Source organism: Bradyrhizobium sp. UFLA05-108, from assembly GCF_059803455.1.
Window position 1 is genome coordinate 20,226 of sequence record NZ_JBANAZ010000027.1, and the last position, 19,119, is coordinate 39,344.

The following is a 19,119-nucleotide window of genomic DNA, read 5'->3' on the forward strand; positions in this document are numbered from 1 at the left end:
AAGGAGACCATTATGGATTTCGCGCTCACCGATCAGCAGGAAGCCATCCGCGACGCCATCGCAAAGGTCTGCGAAGGCTTTGACGACGCCTACTGGCTGAACAAGGACCGCGAGGGGGGCTTCCCGCACGATTTCCATAAGGCGCTGGCCGATGCCGGCTGGCTCGGCATCTGCGTACCCGAAGCCTATGGCGGCTCCGGTCTCGGTATCACCGAGGCCGCGATCATGATGCGCACCATCGCGGAATCCGGCGCCGGCATGTCCGGCGCCTCGGCCGTGCATATCAACGTGTTCGGTCTCAACCCCGTCGTTGTGTTCGGCACCGAGGAGCAGCGCAAGCGAATGCTGCCGCCGATGGTCGAGGGCCGCGAAAAGGCCTGCTTCGCCGTCACCGAGCCCAACACCGGCCTCAACACCACGCAACTCAAGACGCGCGCGGTCGCCAAGAGCGACCGCTACGTCGTCAACGGCCAGAAGGTGTGGATCTCGACCGCGCAGGTCGCGCACAAGATCTTGCTGCTCGCGCGCACGACGCCGCTCGAGGAGGTGCGTTCGCCGACCCATGGCCTCAGCCTGTTCTACACGGATTTTGACCGCAAGCGGATCAAGGTCCACGAGATCGAGAAAATGGGCCGCAAGGTCGTCGATTCCAACGAGCTGTTCTTCGAGGACTTTGAGATTCCGATGGAGGACCGCATCGGAGAGGAGGGGCGTGGCTTCGAGTACATCCTCGAAGGCATGAACCCCGAACGCATCCTCATCGCCGCGGAAGCGGTGGGCCTCGGCAAGCTCGCGCTGTCGCGCGCGACCGAATATGCCAAGACGCGTGTCGTCTTCAACCGTCCCATCGGCAAGAACCAGGGCATCCAGCATCCGCTCGCGGTGAACTGGGTCGAGCTCGAGGCCGCCTGGCTGATGGTGATGTCGGCAGCTTGGCAGTACGACAAGGGTATGCCCTGCGGCGCCGCCGCCAATGCCGCAAAATATCTCGCGGGCGAGGCCGGCTTCCAGGCGTGTGAGCAGGCGGTGATGACGCATGGCGGCTTTGGCTACGCCAAGGAATTCCACGTCGAGCGCTACCTGCGCGAGATCTTGATCCCGCGTATCGCGCCGGTCAGCCCGCAGCTCGCGCTCAGCTTCATTGCGGAGAAGGTGCTTGGCCTCGCCAAGTCCTACTAAGCCGTGTCCGGACATGTGCCATCGATCGACTTCACCGGCCTGATCCGGGACGGCGATCTCGTGGTGTGCGGGCAGGCGACTGCCGAGCCGCGCACGCTCACCGAAGCGCTCGTGAAACAGGCAGATCGTCTTCCGTCGTTCCGTCTGCTGGTTGGCCCACTCTTCTCCGAGACGTTTTCGTCCGAATGCGCGCCGAACATTTCGTTTCTCGGCTATGGCGTGATCGGCAATGCCAGACGTCTCGCCAAAGCCCGCCGGCTACTGGTGATCCCGAGCAATTACAGCGCCTTCTGCGCTGATTTCGCTGCGGGACGGCACCGGGCGGACGTCGTGCTCGTGCAGCTCGCGCAAGCGAGCGACGGCAGGCTCAGCGCCAGCCTTTCGAACGACTATGTGATCGGCGCCGCACGCCACGCGCGTCTGGTCGTTGCGGAAATCAATGCAGATGCGCCTTGGACATTCGGTGCCGAATGGCCGGATGACGTGCCGATCGATCTGCGTGTTGTGACCTGCCGCCAGCCAGTCGAATTGCCGTCAACGCCGCCTGATGACGTATCGCGCAGTATCGCCGCCCATGCGGCAGACCTGATCGCCGATGGCAGCACCTTGCAGTTCGGGGTCGGCAGGATTCCGGACGCGATCCTTTCCTCGCTCTCGCATGCGCGTGACCTCGGCGTTCACTCCGGCCTGATCAACGATGCCGTCGTCGACCTGATCGAGCACGGCACGGTCACCAACGCGCGCAAGGGGCTGGATGCGGGCATCATCGTTGCCAATCAGGTGATCGGCACGCAGCGGCTCTATCGCTTCGTGCAAGAGAACAGGGCGGTCGCGGTGCGGCCGGCATCCTACACGCATAGCCAGGGCGTGCTGGCGCGGATCAACCGTCTGGTCGCGATCAATTCCGCGCTTCAGGTCGGTCTCGACGGCTCGGTCAATTCCGAAACCTTGAACGGCGTGGCGGTCGGCGCGATCGGCGGGCAGCTCGACTTCGTGCGCGGTGCCAACGCCTCGCCGGGCGGCCGGGCCATCATCGCGCTACCCGCAACCGCCTCGGATGGAGCGAGCCGCATCGTGCTTGATGTCGAGACCGTAACGACGCCACGCGCCGATGTCGACGCCATCGTGACCGAATGGGGCGTGGCGGAGCTGCGCGGCTGCGATCTTGCCGAACGCGCGCGCCGCCTGATCGCGATCGCGGCGCCGGCGCATCGCGATGATTTATCTGCGGAGCTCAAGAAGCGAGGCCGTTAGCCTCAGTTCATCTGCGCAAAGCTCGGCCTGCTCTCGGTGCTGTCGATGATCCCCGGCAGCTCGGTCGCCTCATTCGCAATCATGCCCGACATCCGCCAGAACAGGTGCGCGAGCCGGGTGAAACATTGCCGCTCGCGTTCGATCGGCGACGCCTCTTCGGGAACGGTCAGGGTCTCAAGCCCGACCACGCGGCGGGTATCCGGCCAGATCGTCATCGATTGTGCGATAGCTGAGAAGCAGCGCGGGTCGTCGCTGTCGTCGGGCGCCGTCGGCAGACCGGGATATTGAACGGGCGCGACATGGAATTTGTAGGCGCCGCAGCCGAGCTGGAGCAGGAATTTCTCCGCGATCGCGATGTCATTGGCAAAGGACACCAGCCGCGCATCGCGTAAGGTTTCGGGTGCGATCGCGAGCAGATCGCGCGCCGACAGTGCCGAGCAGAAGGAGAGGTTCGGGTTGTGCTCGCGGAGCAGAGCGGCAAGCGGTAGCTGCTGTTGGCCGGTTTGTGTGAGCAGGATGATGGTCTTCAGCATTGGAGTAGCTCTCGTCAGGGGATGAGGTGGCAGCGCGTGGCTTCGGCCGCGGCGCTGGCGAAGAAGTCACCGGCGATCTTCTGTCCCGGTGCGATCTCGAGGACGCGATAGCGCGCGAGGCGCGCAGCCTCCCGAGCCGCATTGACATCGTCCTGCCAGCCGCAGAGCGACAGCTCGAAGCGTCCGTAGCCGCCGCAGTCGCGGGCGAAGGCGCCGGTCACCGCCTCGACGGTGGCGGCGACCGCATGCGCCTCGTTGGCCTCGACGTCGCGCAGGATCACGGCCACGCCGTTGTCGGCTGCGGCCTGAGAGGTCATGACCATGAAAGCGTCGCGTGCGCCGGTCCGGCCGGCACGGCGGGCCGCGCGCACGAGAGATGCGAAGCTGGCATCGCGCCCGAGCTCGGTCGTGGTCGTCGGTTGCGCGTGGATGATGACGGCGCGGTTCGCCGCGAGGTCGCCCGTCAGCGTGTGATAGGAGCGGGGCAGCCAAACCGTGTCGAGCGGGCCGTGTGAAGAGGCGTGGCTCCAGGCCTGGTCGAGCAGGTAGCCGTCCCATATCGTGGGATGGGAGGCGGCGAGATGGTGCCAGGCCTGCAGCACTTGCTCCGCGCCGGCCGTGCGACCGAGATAGAGAGTTTGAGCCGACATCTCCCAGCGGTTCCACTTGTGGAGCGCGACGTCGCAGCCGAGCGAGGACGGCAGCAGGGGCGCCTCGCGCAGCACTGCGCCGGCCTCGATGAACAGCAGCGGTTCGTGGTAGCGGCTCCACATCCGCGCGATGAACTCGGCCTTCTCGAAGCAAAGCACTTCTTCGCCGAGCTCGGCTGCGATCGGTTCGATATGGCTGTCGAGCTCAAAAGCCTCGAGCGAGCGCTGCAAGGCGCGGATCGTGGAAGGGTCGGTGCCGTACGGATAGTAGGAGATGATACGCGGCCGCACCGTGCATTGATCTGCGGCCGCAAGAAACTTCGACCACCCGATGCCGCCCCACCACATTTCATGCGGACCCTCGGCGCTTGGGCCGACCGTGCCGAACTCGGTCAGCTTCGACTTGAGGAAGTCGAAGGCCGGGTTTTCGCTGAGTGGAATGACGACCGCGCAGCCCGGAGTCAGGGTGCGGTAGAACAGCTCGGCCGCGGCGCCGCTCGGCGGCTCGGTCAGGATGATCACTCCGCCGCTCCGGCGGCCTTCATGCGTCATCTGTACCGTCGGGGCGCCGTAGCGATCGACCAGCCAGCCGAGGCGATGGCGCTGCGCTTCGCCGAGCCGGATGCCGGCCGTGCGCAAAAGGCCGTCAAGATCTGTCTGCGTTCCGTCCGTCAACTCCGTGCCCCCTCGTTTCGTATCGGCCCTTGGGCTTCAACGGGCGAAGGGGCCAGATCAGGCGCATTATTCGAGCGCGGTGAAGAGGATGCGGGCGTGACTGAGCGAGGTGAGTGCGACCGAATAGACTGCGATGTCCCGTGCCATTGGGGCGACCGGGATCAAGAGGCAGCCGTCGTCGTTCTCGGCGCAGTAGTAGGGACCGCTTCGCTGGAGCCCAGCATGGACCAGGCTGTCGGCAGCGATCCCGGTCACCTCCTGGCTTTCGGCCGCATCGCGAATGCTGTCGCCGCTCTGGACGGTCACCCCGTGGAGAAGCCCCTCGCGGGCGAGCTTGGCCAGCGGCACGGCGATCGTCGCGACCGCCATCGCTCGCGATAACGGGATGCGGAGGCGCAGTTCGCCAAGTCCGGTGCGATGGACGGTCACCGTTTCCATCGCGGCGCGGCCGTCGGTGCGGAACAGGCCGATCTGTAACGCACCGCAGGAGGCTTCCTCGAACACGTCGGCGGGCAGGCGGTTCGCGCCGAACAGCGTGTAGAGATAGGAATAGGACGGGGACAGCACGGCAAAGCTGCCGGCCAGCCACATCGGCGGCGCTGCCGAGGTGCAGGCGGCGGAGAGGCCGCGAGCAGTGAGCTGATTGCGGACGAACTCGTCATCGAGCAGCGGCGCAAGCGCATGGGTGCCGAGATTGACATCGTGCTTCAATCCGCCGAGCAGTGCGATCTCGTCGTCGTCCGGCAGCAACAACAGGCGCGCCAGCGTCGCGGCACTCCAGGTCGCGGCGACATCGAGCGCAGCATAAGGAAGCAGGTCGTATTCGGAGGCGATCCTGTCCGCTGCTGCCGCGAAGGCCAGTGCGCCCGATTGGATCTCGGCAGCCAGCGCGATCTGCTCGGCGGGCCGGGGATTGATCTCGCGCAGGACGGCCTCGTCCTGATAGTCTCGCACCGAGCCGTCGGCCGAGCAGCAGATCTGCTCGAGCAGCGCGACATTGCGGATCAGCATGCGCTTGACGTGCGGCGTCACCACGATATCGGAGATGAAGCCTTCCGCAGTATCGCTCTCGGCGATGTCGTCGAAAGCGTCATCGAGCGAGATCAGATAGGCGCCGTGCAAGCGGATCTTGATGCCTTCCTGGTCGAAGATGCGGCGCAGCGCCTTCTGCACGCTGCCGGAATAGCCGAGATCGGCGAGCACGAGGTCGGTGCAGTCGTCAAATCCGGGGATGGTGTGGCGGAGATAAGCGAGCAGGCGGGCGCGCAAGCCGGCGGCAAGCTCGGTGATTTCGCCGGCATCCATCAGATCCGGCAGCGCTTCAGCAAGCTCATCGCCGGGCGCGATCCCGTCGGGATAATTCGCAAAGAAGGCGGCGACCTTCGGCGGCAGGATCTTGATCATGTCGCGCAGCGTCGGGGCGTCGATCTTCATGATCTTGCCGAGGAGATCGCAGAGCGGCTCCATCGAATCAGCGGAGCCGATCAGGCTGACGCGGCGATTGATCTCTACATAAGCCGAGGTCGCGCCGTGGCGTTCCTGCCAGATCCGGTGCGACAAAAATCCGTCGCGGCCAAGGAAACCGAGCGCGACGCGCCGGCCGCGCTGTGCCAGCGCCTCGTAGCGGGCCGCGACGAAAACGTCGAACGCCGTCATCACCGAACCGAGCACGGTCATGCCCAACTGGAACGCCGGTGATTTCTCTGCGCTCCGCGCCGCCACCATCCGCCGCAGCGTACGTGAGCCGTGGTCGAGCCGCGATGGCTTGCCCTGGCACAACAAGTCGAACATCGCGGTCTCGCGCTGGAGCTTCGAGGCCAATGACGCCGAGGCTTGCGGATAGTAGCGTGGACGGATGCCGTGGCGCCGCGCGCCCCTGATGTCGGCACTCTGGTTGTCGCCGATGTGAAACGACGCGGCCGGATCGACGCCCTGTTCTGCAATGTATCTGGCGAACAAGGACTCGCTCTTGCCGCTGCCATGATCGCAGGACGCATAGAGGAAGTCCCAGGCGAGGCCGGGATGGCAGGCGCGTAGCAGGCGGGCGAGCTGCGCGGAATCCCAGTAGGTGTCCGAGATGAAGCCAGTGCGATGGCCGGCGCGCATCATGTCCAGATATTGCCGAAGCATTTCCGGATTGACGCGACAAAGCTCGAGCTCGGCGGCGAACTCGGCCTCGACGAGATCATCGAGATTGCGGCGATCGAGCCCGAACAGCTTGAACGGAAAATAGGAATAGATCTCGGCGATGTGCACTTCGCTCACGCCGCGTTTGTCCTTCGCGGTTCTGCGTGCGCGCGATTCGGCCTGGATCCGATGCTGAACGAAACTGGCGGAAACGTTCGGACATGTTACGGAAATGCCGGACAGCTCGTAAGTCCTTTCAAATACGCCATCTGGCGTCGTGCAGGCGCGCACCAGAAACGTATCGAAAACATCGAATGACCAAGCAGAAACAATTCTCGTCCGACGTTGCGCGTCGGCCGTCGCGATCTTCATGCTGCAATTCCCCGCCAATCGAACCGATTAACGCTGCCGTGTTGCAAGTCAGGCGCTCTCGCGGCGAAAAAAGTTCACGCGTGATTCAAAACCGCGCATGTCGCGACTGACAGATTCAAAAAATCCGCTAGGTTCGAAAAGGTGATTCGGCAAAAATTGCCGAGTGAGAAAATCGTCTCGTGTTCATTCACACTTGGACACAATCGATCGCCGCGTGCCTCGCGCGCAGAGCGCGTGTTCGTTTTAGTGCCGTGTATCTCCTCGAGTTTTTGAAGCTGCATCTGTTCGGGATGAATGATCCGCAAATGACGCGAGACGATGTCGATGATTGCAGGACAGTAGCGCGCGCTTCGCGCAACGTCGGCAATTGTTGCCGGTCACTCGGCAAAAGATTCCGGATAACATCTTGAAAAATAACAAAAATTCTCCGCCTGGATTGGTTCGGTTCCGCGTTCAACGCCTGGAAGCCGTGCGGAATATGCGCCGCCGGCATTGCGGGTTGGAGATTGCGGGATGAGTTACGCGCTTGATGTCTGGGCGCCCGCCGAGGCCGAAGTAACGACGACGGTGCCGGTCGACGAGACCCTGCCGGTGATGCCGTCGGCGCCGCTCGCGCCGGACACCGTGCCCGCCGCCGAGATCGTCCTCGACGAAGACAGCGAGCTGCTTGATCGCCTGGCGACCGGCGACGAGGCGGCGTTCCGCATGCTGGTCGAGCGTCACATCGATCGCGCCTATGCGATCGCGCTGCGCATCGTCGGCAACGCGGCGGATGCGGAGGACGTGGTGCAGGACACCATGCTCAAGATCTGGAGCCATCGCGGACGCTGGCAGCATGGCCGCGCCAAGTTCTCGACCTGGCTCTACCGCGTCATCTCCAACCGCTGCATCGACCTGCGCCGCAAGCCGCGCACGGAGAACGTCGACACAGTGCCGGAAGTTGCCGATGGTCAGCCCGATGCGGTTGACATCATCGAGCGCAACGAGCTGAACGACATGCTGGAGGTCGCAATGCAACGGCTGCCCGAGCAGCAGCGCATCGCGGTGATCCTGTCGTATCATGAGAGCATGAGCAACGGCGAGATCGCCCAAGTGATGGACACAACGGTCGCTGCGGTGGAGTCGCTGCTCAAGCGCGGCCGCCAGCAGCTCCGCCAGCTGCTGCGGCGGCACGAGCGCGACATCCGCACCGCGTTTACCGATTGCTAACTATAAAATCCTGCTCTCGGAAACTTTTTCGCCTGATCTCCTTGCGCTCCGACGTTTGAGCGAACGGACGGGGCTGCGGTCCGCGTCGTCGTCAGTCGCTTAATCACGATGCGGCACGTCATGCCCATCAGCACAGGAGCCAGCAATGCCCGCGATTTCCACCAACACCGCTGCGAACGCCGCAGTCCGCTACCTCAATATCAACTCCGCGCAGGAGACCAGCGCGCTCTCGAAACTGTCGAGCGGCTCGCGTATCACCTCCGCTTCCGACGACGCCGCCGGACTTGCGATCTCGACCCGCATCTCCTCGGACGTCACCACGCTCCAGCAGGCCGCGACCAACGCCTCGCAAGCGACCGCGATCCTGCAGACCGCCGACGGCGGCGCCTCGAACATCTCCGACATTCTCGCCCGCATGAAGTCGCTGGCCTCCGAGTCGGCCTCGGGCACCACGACAGACTCCAGCCGCGCCTACATCAACTCGGAATTCTCGCAGCTCACGAGCGAAATCGATTCCATCGCGTCCGGCACCCGCTACTCGAGCCAGAGCCTGCTCGACGGCACCAGCGTGTTCTCCTCCGGTGTTTCCGTGCTGGTCGGCTCGTCCAGCTCGGATACCATCACCATCACGCTGTCGAGTCTGACGGCTTCCTCGCTCGCCGTCTCCTCGCTCGACGTCAGCTCGCAGTCGGGTGCGACCTCGGCGCTGGACACGCTGGACTCCGCGATCGATACGGTCTCGGCCGCGCGCGCCTCGATCGGTGCGCAGGAATCCCGTTTCAACTTCTCCTCGGACTCGATCTCGACCCAGACCCAGAACCTGCAATCCGCCAACTCGGCGATCAAGGACGTCGATATCGCGGCCGAGCAGGCCACGCTGTCCTCGGCCGAGGTGAAGACCCAGGCCGCAGTCTCGGCCGAATCCGCCGCGAACCAGATGCCGCAGTACCTGCTCAAGCTGCTCGGCTAAGGATCGTCTTTCCGGGCCGGCATGAGGCCGGCCCGGCTCTTCCTGCGATAGGTCGGGCACATCAGTGACCAGTGTCAGTTCAAGCACCAGCAGCACCTCGACGAGCTCGACGTCGTCGAGCGCGTCCTCGGTGACCACGACCGGAACAACCACGTCGACCAGCCTCGACTGGAGCGCGCTGATCACGGCGGCGGTGAATGCCAAGCTCACTGCCGCGACGACGATCTCAACCACGATCACCAATAATGAGGCGAAGGTCACGGCCTACCAGACGCTGCAAAGCGATCTGAAGACGCTCTATTCCGGACTTGCTTCGCTCGCGACGTCCGTCGTGAACTCGCTTGCGACCAACGTATTCGCAACGCGCGCTGCGACCATCAGCTCGAGCGGCGACGTCAGCGCGTCATCCGCCCTGTCCATGAGCGTCAGCAATGGCGCCGCGACCGGTGACCATACGTTGACCATTGGCCAGATCGCGACCGCGCAGAAGGTGGTCGGCACGGCGCAGTCAAGCGAGAGCGACGCACTCGGCTATACCGGCACGTTCTCGCTCGGACTTGGCAGTGGCTCAACCGCGAGCATCAGCGTGACGAGCACGATGTCGCTCCAGGACATTGTCGATGCCATCAACGCCCAGACATCGACGACCAACGTCCAGACCTCGATCGTCCAGGTGTCCAGCGGCTCCTACGAAATGGTGCTGACGGGAACCGAAGATGCCGAGGATATCAGCTATTCCAGTACGTCGGGCGATGACATCCTCAACGAGCTGGGAATGACCGATAGCTCGGGATCATTCTCCGATGTGCTCCAAGCCGCGCAGGCGGCCGAGTTCACGCTCGATGGCATCTCGATGACCCGGGATACCAACGATATCACCGACGTTCTGACCGGCGTCACCTTCAACCTGCTGCAGGCGACCCCAAGCGGGGCGACGGTGAACATCAGCATCGAGACCGACACCAGCCAGATCGAGTCGGCGCTCGAGACTTTCGTCACGAACTACAACGCCTATCGCGATGCCGTGATAGCGCAGCAGGCGACCAATTCGGATGGCACCGCCTCTTCCAGCGCCGTGCTGTTCGGTGACGGCACCATGCGCGACATCACCAGTCAGCTTGAATCCGCGCTCAACAGCACGGTGGGCGGGCTGACGATGGCCGACCTCGGCCTGTCTTTCAACGACTCGAACGAGCTCGAGCTCGACACCTCGACGCTCTCGGAGATCCTGAGCACGAACCTGAGCGGCGTGACGACGCTCCTGTCGGCGCAGACCACGACCTCGTCGAGCCAGCTCAGCGTCGTCAATACCGGAACCTCGCCGCAATCCTTCACGCTAGACCTGACGGTCGATTCCTCGGGCAATCTCAGCTCGGCCTCGGTCGGCGGAGACTCCTCGCTGTTCACCGTCAGCGGCACCACCATCATCGGCAATGCCGGCACGGCCTATGCGGGCATGGCCTTCACCTACTCGGGAACGACCTCGCAATCGATCACGGTGACGTCGACTTCGGGGATCGCCACTCAACTCTACCAGATCGCCAAGAACGCCTCTTCGAGCACCGGCTCGCTGCAGACGCTGATCACTAACCTGGAAACGCGCGACGACGACCTGCAACAGAAGGTCGACGATATCCAGAGTGCCGCGTCGGCCTATCAGACGCAGTTGGAAGCGCAATATGCGAAATACCAGGCTGCGATCGAGAGCGCGAACAACACGCTGACCTATCTCAAGGCTTTGCTCAACTCCAGCTCGAGTAGTTAATGATGCATAATCCGATGGCGTACATGGCCAATCAGGCCTATCGGGGTGCGGCCACCACAGTGCCGCCGCTCAAGGCGGTGTCGATGCTGCTGGGCGGCGCGATCACGTTTCTTCAGAAGGCACTTGCTTCTCAGGAGGCGCGGCGCTTCGAGGAGGGGCATGAGTATCTGATGAAGGCGACCGCGATCCTGCGCGGGCTCAGTCACAATCTCGATTTCACCAAGGGTGGAGCGGTGGCCGAGCGGCTCTACCAGACCTACAATGCGATGATCCTGGCGAGCCTGCGAGCCTACGGCCGGCCGCATGCCCGCGAGAGTTACCGGCGGATCATCGTGGGCCTGACAGAGCTGCGCGAGGCCTGGGAATTCGTTGACGCGACCGTGCGGACGGCCAAGACCGGGACAGGCGATTCGGCGCAGAAGCGCTGAGCCCTTCGGGCCGGCTTCCGCCGCGACCGGCGCCGGGTTCCTGCGTCCCGTATATCTCCCGCTCGAGCGGTGGTTTCCGTGGCAATTCCGCGGGGCATCGCTGCTCCTGACGCGTCTGGACTGGCGAATTCGGTTTCCGTCGCCTCTGCAATGCTTTATGACAGGCCCCGGGGGTGCGGGACCCGGGCGATGGACGTCACCGAGTTTGAGGATCTGATCGATCGGTTGGGCGAGGACCTGTCCCTCTGGCCCGAAGATCGTCGTTTGTCCGCCGAAGAGCTGCTCGGTCATTCCGCCGATGCGCGCGCCCTGCTCGAAGCGGCACGCGCGCTCCGCAATGCGCTGGCCGCACGGCCGGTGCGGGCGCCTGCCGGACTTGCCGATCGTATCGTCGCCGCCGCCAAACGGACGGTCGATCCCGCCAAGCCCCACGCCCAGGACGAGACCGCGGGCAACTGAGCTTCTCGTTTCACATGCTTCAATGGTTTCGACCTCGAAGCGGACGTTAAGCCCTCGTCGCCTCATTCCGCCCACGGCGGAGCCGTCACAGATGACGTGATCGCTTGGGACAATCCTGTCGCCACATCGTCATGGCCGGGCATAGCCATCCGAAGGACGGCGTTGCTTCCGCTCGCCTATGTCCCGGCCATCCCCGCGTTTGCCCGCGGCACCAAGAACGTGGTGCGCGGGACAAGCCCGGGCATGACGCGCTTTGCGAACGCGCACGCGCAATCGCTCTGCGCGCAAGTGTGGCGAAGGACCGTTCTGCGCCGGCAGATCGACTTGATTTCGTCGTTCCTCTAAGTCGCGCACATACACGGCAGATTTTGCCGCCTCGGAAGGCGCATCGCAGCGCGCGAATCCCCGCCTGAATTCACGCGCCCGCGCGTTTCAACAGCACACAGATTTCAAGCGCAACCCGACGCGTTCGCTAGCCGCGCGTTGCACATGAACCAGGGCTTTTCGATGACCGTTGCCGCGACGACGTCTACTTCGACAGCAACGACGACGACATCGTCGTCGAGCTCCTCATCCACCTCATCATTGACGTCGAACGAGTTCCTGAGCCTGCTCGTCAGCGAGCTTCAGAACCAGGATCCGCTGAACGCGACGTCGACGACGGACTTCATCAACCAGCTTACGTCCTACGCCAATTTCAGCCAGCAGCAGTCGATCAACACCAATCTCAGCGCGCTCGCGAGCTCGTTCTCGAGCCTCGTGACGCTGAACTCGGTCAACTACATCGGCCACACCGTGGAGGCGAAGACCGATACGGCGACGCTGACCAACGGCTCGGCGACGTTCGGCTACTCGCTGTCCTCGACCGCGTCGAACGTTGCGATCACCGTCAAGGATTCGTCAGGCAATACCGTGTGGACCGGTACCGGCACCGGCAATTCCGGCTCCAACACCTTCACCTGGGACGGCAAGGATTCCAGTGGCAACCAGCTCTCCGACGGTGGCCAGTACACGATCTCCGTGACCGCAACGGACTCTGCCGGCAATTCGGTTCTCAACTACACGACGGTCACCGGCACGGTGACCGGCATCGACACCTCGACCTCGACGCCATCGCTCGCGGTGAACGGTGTCTCGGTGAGCGCCGCCAACATCATCGGCGTCACGTCCTGATTTCTTTCGGAGTTCGATCATGAGCCTCAGCGGCGCACTTTCCTCGGCAATCTCCGCGCTCAGCGCGCAGAGCCAGTCCTTGTCGATGATCAGCGACAACATCGCCAATTCCGACACGACCGGCTACAAGACGACGTCTGCGATGTTCGATGACCTCGTCACAGCATCGAGCAACGCCACCTCTTATGCTTCGGGCGGCGTCACCGTGTCCGGCCGGGCCAATATCACCCAGCAGGGCCTGCTGGCCGCGACGTCCAACGCGACCGACGTCGCGATCCAGGGCTCGGGCTTCTTCGTGGCGACCAACGCGACGTCCGGCGGCACGGTTTCCTATACCCGCAACGGTGCCTTCACCATCGACAACGCGGGCTACCTCGAAAACAACGGCTATTATCTCGAGGGCTGGCGCACCGACGCCGATGGCAACGTGACGGGCAATGAATCGGCGAGCAATCTCGAGGCCATCAACACCCAGGTGGCATCGACCAGCGGCAGCGCGACCACCAAGACGACGATTGCGGCGAACCTGCCGTCGGATGCCGCTACGGGCGACACCTATACCAGCTCGATGACGGTCTACGATTCACTGGGCGCGGCCAACTCGATCCAGATCACCTGGACCAAGACCGCCACCAACACCTGGAGTGCGAGCTTTGCCGATCCGACCTCGTCGTCGGACACCACGACCACGACCGGCACGACCAGCGGCACGGTTGCCATCACCTTCAACAGCGACGGCTCGCTGGCGAGCACCAGCCCCAGCCCGGCGACGATCTCGGTGTCGGGCTGGACCGACGGTGCGGCCGACAGCACCATCACACTCGATCTCGGTACGACGGGAGGAACGGACGGGCTGACGCAATACGCTTCGGGCGAAACCACGCCCTCTGTCAACGTCACGAGCATCACCTCGGACGGCCTGTCCTACGGCACGTTGTCGAGCATCGCGATCGGCAAGAACGGCGTGGTCGATGCCACCTATTCCAACGGCAAGACGATCGCGATCTACAAGATCGCGGTGGCGACCTTTGCCGATCCCAATGGTCTGTCCGCCAGCAGTGACCAGATGTATTCGGCGACCGTCACGTCGGGGGATCCGACGCTGCAGGCCTCCGGCGAGAATGGTGCGGGCACGATCTATGGCAGCGAGCTCGAATCCTCCACCACCGACACTTCGAGCCAGTTCTCCAGCATGATCTCGGCGCAGCAGGCCTACTCCGCAGCCTCGCAGGTCATCTCGACCGTCAACAAGATGTACGACACCCTGATCTCGGCGATGAGGTAGGCGATGCGCGGGGAACGGAGCCATGCCGCGGGAGAGGCGTTGCTGCTGCGACTGCGGCGGCTGATCGCACGCGCCCGTACTGCAGGCCGGGAACGCGGAGAATTGCTCGCGCTACTCGACGACATCGAGACCGCACGCCGCGGCCTGATCCGCGAATCCAAGGCAATCGAGGACGAAACACGGCAGACGAGCATGAGAACCACGGCGATCGGCGCCTATTTGCGCGGCGCGCAGATCGGCCGCGGCCGGCGCCATAATTGAGACCACGAAAGCAACGAACATGAAACAGGCTCAAATCACCAGGACAACCACCGTCGAGGGCGACGCGCGCATCAAATCACTGATCGCGCTGATCGACGGCCTGACCGCGCTGGTCGCCGAAGAGAACGCGGAGCTCGCCAAGGGGCTTCCGGCCTCGCGACTGAAGCAGGTCGATGAGAAGAACCGGCTGGCGGAAGTATTCGAAAGAACCGTTGCTGAGTGCGCGGCCGGCTCGACCAGCCTTGATGTCCGCGACCGGATCCTGCGCGAACAGCTCATGGAGCGGATCCTCAAGCTACGCGCGGCGATGGACGAAAATCTGGTGCGCCTGCGCGCGGCGATCGAGGCCAGCAACCGCCGTATCGAGGCGGTGATGCAGGCGATCCGCGAGCAGATCGCCGCGGTGTCGCCCTACGGTGCGTCTGGACGGCTCGCCGCGCGCGCGGTCTCCAGCGGCACCATTCGTCAGGCCTGAGAGCAGGGGAAGGGAAGCCGCCGTGTCGCTCGATATCGCACGATTGATCGCCTTCAGCGGGCTATCGGCCACGCAGGTGCAGATCAGCGTGACGTCGTCGAATATCTCGAACGCCGACACGACGGGCTATACCGAGAAGACCGCAAGCCAGGCGAGCAGCGTCACCAACGGCGTCGGCACCGGCGTCACGGTGACGGGCATTACCTCGAATGTCGACAAGCTGTTGTTGAAGTCGCTGATCTCTGCGACCTCCGACCTCGGATCGGCCGACACGACCAACACCTACCTGACTTCCTTCCAGAAACTCTACGGCTCGACCTCGAGCTCGGACTCATCGTCGACCGGAACGTCGCTTGCCAATTCAATCGCGTCGCTGGAATCCGCGCTGTCGTCGCTCGCCAGCACGCCGAACAGCGCCTCGCTGCAATCCAATGTCGTCAGCGCGCTCGATGACGTCGCGAGCCAGTTGCGTGAGACCTCGAGCGGCATCCAGAAACTACGCTCCAATGCCGACCAGGATATTTCGTCCTCGATCGACGACGTGAACTCGGACCTGCAGCAGATTGCCGACCTCAACGCCGAGATCAAGCAGACCGCGGCGGCCGGCCAGTCGACGGCGGATCTGGAGGACCAGCGCAACACCGCGCTGCAGGACGTCGCCTCCAAGATGAATGTCAACTACTACACGGCCTCAAACGGCGATCTCCAGATCTACACGACGTCCGGCCAAGCGCTGGTCGACAGCACCGCGCATACGATCAGCTATACGACGGCGGCGAACGTCTCCTCATCGACCGTCTACAGCGCCGGCTCGTCGTCCAGCGGCTTCAGCGCCATTACCGTGAACGGGGTCGACGTAACCTCGCAGATCACCGGCGGCGACATCGGGGCCCTGATCACGCTGCGCGACAAGACCCTGCCGGCCGCGCAGTCCCAGCTCGACCAGATCGCCCAGCAGTTCGCCTCGGCAATGAATGGCGTGTCGAACAGCGCCTCGTCAGTGCCGCCGCCAACCAGCCTCACCGGCACCACCAGCGTGACCAGCGCGACGGCGCTATCCGCGACAGGCACGGTGCGGCTTGCGGTCACGGATCAGAGCGGCAATCTGGTCTCCTACAGCGATCTCGATCTGTCCTCTTATTCCACCGTGGGAGACCTCGTCACCGCCATCAACGGCATCTCCGGGCTTTCGGCGTCCATCGATTCAAATGGTCATCTGACGATCACGTCGACCAACTCCAGCGACGGCGTCGCGATCAACGAGATGACGAGTTCGGTAGGAAGCTCGAGCGAGGGGTTTTCGGAGTATTTCGGTCTCAACGATCTGGTGACGGGCACCAGCGCGTCCGATATCGCGGTCAACAGCAGCATCCTCTCCGGCACCGATGAGCTGCAGCTTGCGACGCTGGATTCGTCATCCAGCCTGACCGTCGGCAGCCAGGTTCTGTCGTCGGGCTCGGCGACGGTGGTCAACGACTTCTACGACGCGCTGACGGATTCGCGGACATTCGGGTCGTCCGGCGGGCTGGCGGCGACCACCGGCTCGTTCGCCGATTATGCCGCGGCGATCGTCTCCGATGTCGCGAGCAAGTCCTCCCAGGCCTCCACCAACTACACTGCCAAAGAGACCGCGCAGTCGACCTATGCGAGCTCGCTGTCATCGCAATCGGGCGTCAATCTCGATGAGGAATCGGCGCGCCTGAGCACGCTGCAAAACAAGTATACGGCGGCCTCCGCACTGATCCAGGCCATCAACACCATGTATTCGGCGCTGCTGAGCGCCGTGCAGTCGTCCTAAGGCGGGAGAGGGTCCATGGTCGCGATGCGGGTGGCCACTTTCGCGCAGTCGAGCACGATGATCGCGGATGCGCTGCGCGTTCAGGCCGTCATGGCCAACGAGCAGATCCAGGAATCATCGGGCGTCATCTCGACCGATTTCGGCGGCTATGGCTCGACCGCGCAGCACGTGGTCAACCTTCAGGTCTCGGTGACACGGGCGCAGTCCTACATCGACGCGGCGACGCTCGCCGACAGCAAGGTGCAGGTGATGTATTCCGCGGTCGGCTCGATGGCCGACATCATCACCCAGCTCCGCTCCCAGCTCAGCGCTGCTTCGACCGGGAGTTCGACGGAGAGTGACTCGGTGATCTCTTCGGCACAGCAGATGCTGGGCGAGATGGGATCGCTGCTCAACACGCAATATGACGGCCAGTACGTGTTTGCCGGAGGCAAGACGGAGACGGCGCCGGTCGACCTCACGAGCTTCGCCACTGGCACGGGATCCACCACGACGGCTGATACCAGCTATTATGTCGGTGACAGCGAGATCGCCTCGGTCCGCGTTGCGACCGACCAGAGCGTGTCCTACGGCGTGACGGCGGACAATTCGGCCTTCGAAGAGGTGATGCGCGTCCTCAAATTCGTCGCCAACAGCTCCTCGCTATCGTCATCGGAAATCACCAGCGCGCTGGATCTGGCGAGCGCGGCGCTGGACGATACCGCCGCGGTGCAAGCAAAGCTCTCGAGCGCCGCATCCTCGATCGAGACGGCGAGCGCGCGCCAGAGCGACTACAAGAGTTATGCCGAAACGCTCGGGAGCGATCTCACGAGTGTGGATGTCGCGGCCATCACGGCGCAGCTCTCGACCTACCAGTCCCAGCTCACCGCGTCCTATTCGGCGCTCGCAAAAATCCTGGGCATGAATCTCGCGAGCTACCTGAAATAGACGCCGTTATTCCGCGGTAATCTTCTCCATGGCCATTGCACGCAGCCTAGCGCGCTGGATCTTGACGCCGTTGGCGCTGTCGGTGACGGGAAAGGCGGCGACGAAGTAGATGCGTGCGGGAACCTTGTAGCCGGCCAGCCGCTCGCGCAAGCGCGCGATCAGCGCGGCCTCCTGCGGCTGCTCTTTTGCCGGGATCACGAAGGCGGCGCAGCGGGCTTGTCCGTTCAGATCGACGGCGACGACCTGCGCATCGGCAACGCCGGCGCAGGACTTCAACTCGTCCTCGATCTCGCCGGGCGCGACGAGGAAGCCGCCGAGCCGCATGGCGTCGCCCGCACGCGTTTCGTAGACGAAGGAGCCGTCGGTGCGCAGCCTCCCGATATCGCCCGTGCGGAAGAAGCCGTCTTCGGTGGTTGCGTCGCGCGTCGCCTGCGGATTCTTGAAATAACCAAGGAAGCACGACGGTGCGCTGATCTCAATCTCGCCGGAGACGCCGGGTCCCACCAGCTTGCCGCTGTCCGCATCGCGCACCCGCACGCGAGCCTCCGGCGACATCGGCCAGCCGCCGCCTTCGATGCGGTCTCTGAAGCTGGCATCGCGCCGGCCGATCGAGAACAGGGCCTGCACTTCGCTTGACCCATACAGGCCGAACAGCGGCAGGCCCCGCGCCTCGGCCTCCGCCGCAAACTCGCGCCAACCCGGCTGGAACGCGGCGAAGCCGAACACTTCCGTGTGTGGGAACGGCCGTGGCGCATCGGTAAGCGCGAGGATGCGGCGGAACATCTCGTCGGAGCCGAAGCAATGCGTGATCCCGTGCTCGCCGAGGATCTTGAGCGCCGGCTCGGCCTCGAAAGCATCGAGCACGTGGATGGTGACGCCGGCCGCGAGAAAGGCGAGCAGGCCCGTCATCCCGAACGTGCCGCAGAAGGGCAGCATCGCGAGCAGTGAATGGCGCTGCGGCGCTAGCGCGAGCGCGCTGGCGATCCCCGCCGCATGCATAGCCAGTGTCGCTTGCGAATGCGCCACCAGTTTCGGCCCCTTGGTCGTACCCGAGGTGGTGTAGAGCAGCACCGGCAGGTCGACGTCGCCGCGTGATGGCGCAGCCGGATGAGGAGTCTCGAAGGCATCGAAGCGCACGCCGGGCCATTGGGCCGGAATCGTATCCGCGCCGACCACGGCGAGCTTTTCAAGCGCTGGTACATCGCTCTCTGCGATACCGGCGAGAATGGCGGCAAAGTCGATCGAGCGGAACGCTGTCTCCATCACCAGAAGCTTCGCACCGGAGAGCCGCAGGAGGTGGGCGACGTCCGCGCTGCGGTAGCGCGTGTTGACCGCGGCAATGATTGCGCCAAGTCGGGCGGCAGCGAACAGCAGCGCAATCCATTCGATGCGGTTGACCAGCCAGACCGCGACGACATCGCCTTTGCCGATGCCTTGCGCGGCGAGCCAAGCTGCAGTCTGGTCGATCCTGCCTGACAATTCGGCGCGCGGGACAGGCGTACCGTCAAACACCAGCGCGGGATCGGAGAAGGTCTCGATCCCAATCAGCGATTGCAGCGAGCGATCGTTGGGGCGCATG

Annotated in this window: 17 protein-coding genes; 13 read left to right on the forward strand and 4 right to left on the reverse strand. The window is 63.9% G+C overall.

Annotation, left to right across the window (positions count from 1 at the left end; genetic code table 11):
• Positions 1-12 precede the first annotated feature (12 nt).
• Positions 13-1,179: an acyl-CoA dehydrogenase family protein gene (locus SO140_RS20745; protein ID WP_474799668.1), complete on the forward strand. Its 1,167-nt coding sequence runs from the start codon at positions 13-15 to the stop codon at positions 1,177-1,179.
• A 3-nt stretch (positions 1,180-1,182) separates the two neighbouring features.
• Entirely contained in the window at positions 1,183-2,433 is a 1,251-nt protein-coding gene (locus SO140_RS20750; protein ID WP_449384090.1) for an acetyl-CoA hydrolase/transferase family protein, read from the forward strand.
• 2 nt (positions 2,434-2,435) lie between these two features.
• Here SO140_RS20750 and SO140_RS20755 read toward each other — a convergent pair whose 3' ends face one another.
• The 3 genes from SO140_RS20755 to SO140_RS20765 form a co-directional block, all read right to left on the reverse strand.
• Positions 2,436-2,966 carry a hypothetical protein gene (locus SO140_RS20755; RefSeq protein ID WP_449384089.1) on the reverse strand — a complete coding sequence of 177 codons (531 nt, stop codon included), beginning with the start codon at positions 2,964-2,966 and terminating at the stop codon, positions 2,436-2,438.
• Positions 2,967-2,980: 14 nt separating this feature from the next.
• Entirely contained in the window at positions 2,981-4,291 is a 1,311-nt protein-coding gene (locus SO140_RS20760) for a hypothetical protein (protein ID WP_449384088.1), read from the reverse strand.
• 66 nt (positions 4,292-4,357) lie between these two features.
• Positions 4,358-6,556, reverse strand: a complete 2,199-nt coding sequence (locus tag SO140_RS20765) for a hypothetical protein (RefSeq protein ID WP_449384087.1) — start codon at positions 6,554-6,556, stop codon at positions 4,358-4,360.
• 747 nt (positions 6,557-7,303) lie between these two features.
• Here SO140_RS20765 and SO140_RS20770 point away from each other — a divergent pair.
• The 11 genes from SO140_RS20770 to SO140_RS20820 all read left to right on the forward strand — a co-directional run bounded on the left by SO140_RS20770 (position 7,304) and on the right by SO140_RS20820 (position 17,540).
• Positions 7,304-7,999, forward strand: a complete 696-nt coding sequence (locus SO140_RS20770; RefSeq protein WP_449384086.1) for an RNA polymerase sigma factor — start codon at positions 7,304-7,306, stop codon at positions 7,997-7,999.
• Positions 8,000-8,144: 145 nt separating this feature from the next.
• Entirely contained in the window at positions 8,145-8,969 is an 825-nt protein-coding gene (locus tag SO140_RS20775; RefSeq protein WP_449384085.1) for a flagellin, read from the forward strand.
• Between the two features lie 64 nt (positions 8,970-9,033).
• Complete coding sequence (fliD, locus tag SO140_RS20780) at positions 9,034-10,734, forward strand: flagellar filament capping protein FliD (protein WP_474799664.1); 1,701 nt, start codon at positions 9,034-9,036, stop codon at positions 10,732-10,734.
• A complete protein-coding gene (locus SO140_RS20785; protein WP_449384083.1) occupies positions 10,734-11,162 on the forward strand; it encodes a flagellar export chaperone FliS in 429 nt (142 codons plus the stop codon). Before fliD ends, SO140_RS20785 begins: the two co-directional genes overlap by 1 nt.
• A gap of 189 nt (positions 11,163-11,351) precedes the next feature.
• Positions 11,352-11,621, forward strand: coding sequence for a hypothetical protein (locus SO140_RS20790; RefSeq protein ID WP_449384082.1), 270 nt, complete (start codon positions 11,352-11,354; stop codon positions 11,619-11,621).
• A 507-nt stretch (positions 11,622-12,128) separates the two neighbouring features.
• Entirely contained in the window at positions 12,129-12,794 is a 666-nt protein-coding gene (locus tag SO140_RS20795) for a flagellar hook assembly protein FlgD (RefSeq protein WP_449384097.1), read from the forward strand.
• Positions 12,795-12,813: 19 nt separating this feature from the next.
• Positions 12,814-14,079, forward strand: a complete 1,266-nt coding sequence (flgE, locus tag SO140_RS20800; RefSeq protein ID WP_449384081.1) for a flagellar hook protein FlgE — start codon at positions 12,814-12,816, stop codon at positions 14,077-14,079.
• 3 nt (positions 14,080-14,082) lie between these two features.
• Positions 14,083-14,340, forward strand: a complete 258-nt coding sequence (locus SO140_RS20805) for a hypothetical protein (RefSeq protein WP_474799661.1) — start codon at positions 14,083-14,085, stop codon at positions 14,338-14,340.
• Positions 14,341-14,359: 19 nt separating this feature from the next.
• Positions 14,360-14,815: a flagellar protein FlgN gene (locus SO140_RS20810; protein WP_449381108.1), complete on the forward strand. Its 456-nt coding sequence runs from the start codon at positions 14,360-14,362 to the stop codon at positions 14,813-14,815.
• 22 nt (positions 14,816-14,837) lie between these two features.
• Positions 14,838-16,613 carry a flagellar hook-associated protein FlgK gene (gene flgK / locus SO140_RS20815; protein WP_474799658.1) on the forward strand — a complete coding sequence of 592 codons (1,776 nt, stop codon included), beginning with the start codon at positions 14,838-14,840 and terminating at the stop codon, positions 16,611-16,613.
• A gap of 15 nt (positions 16,614-16,628) precedes the next feature.
• Positions 16,629-17,540, forward strand: coding sequence for a flagellin (locus tag SO140_RS20820; RefSeq protein WP_449381106.1), 912 nt, complete (start codon positions 16,629-16,631; stop codon positions 17,538-17,540).
• A gap of 6 nt (positions 17,541-17,546) precedes the next feature.
• On the opposite strand, the gene SO140_RS20825 is transcribed toward SO140_RS20820, so the two are convergent.
• Complete coding sequence (locus SO140_RS20825; protein WP_449381105.1) at positions 17,547-19,118, reverse strand: AMP-binding protein; 1,572 nt, start codon at positions 19,116-19,118, stop codon at positions 17,547-17,549.
• Position 19,119: the final 1 nt, after the last annotated feature.

Bases quoted from the DNA above. Each gene is read 5' to 3' on its own strand.
- SO140_RS20775 (WP_449384085.1), top strand. From the start codon at position 8,145: ATGCCCGCGATTTCCACCAACACCGCTGCGAACGCCGCAGTCCGCTAC.
- SO140_RS20745 (WP_474799668.1), top strand. From the start codon at position 13: ATGGATTTCGCGCTCACCGATCAGCAGGAAGCCATCCGCGACGCCATC.
- SO140_RS20755 (WP_449384089.1), bottom strand. From the start codon at position 2,966: ATGCTGAAGACCATCATCCTGCTCACACAAACCGGCCAACAGCAGCTA.
- SO140_RS20820 (WP_449381106.1), top strand. From the start codon at position 16,629: ATGGTCGCGATGCGGGTGGCCACTTTCGCGCAGTCGAGCACGATGATC.
- SO140_RS20825 (WP_449381105.1), bottom strand. From the start codon at position 19,118: ATGCGCCCCAACGATCGCTCGCTGCAATCGCTGATTGGGATCGAGACC.
- SO140_RS20785 (WP_449384083.1), top strand. From the start codon at position 10,734: ATGATGCATAATCCGATGGCGTACATGGCCAATCAGGCCTATCGGGGT.
- SO140_RS20810 (WP_449381108.1), top strand. From the start codon at position 14,360: ATGAAACAGGCTCAAATCACCAGGACAACCACCGTCGAGGGCGACGCG.
- SO140_RS20790 (WP_449384082.1), top strand. From the start codon at position 11,352: ATGGACGTCACCGAGTTTGAGGATCTGATCGATCGGTTGGGCGAGGAC.
- flgE (WP_449384081.1), top strand. From the start codon at position 12,814: ATGAGCCTCAGCGGCGCACTTTCCTCGGCAATCTCCGCGCTCAGCGCG.
- SO140_RS20795 (WP_449384097.1), top strand. From the start codon at position 12,129: ATGACCGTTGCCGCGACGACGTCTACTTCGACAGCAACGACGACGACA.
- SO140_RS20770 (WP_449384086.1), top strand. From the start codon at position 7,304: ATGAGTTACGCGCTTGATGTCTGGGCGCCCGCCGAGGCCGAAGTAACG.
- SO140_RS20805 (WP_474799661.1), top strand. From the start codon at position 14,083: ATGCGCGGGGAACGGAGCCATGCCGCGGGAGAGGCGTTGCTGCTGCGA.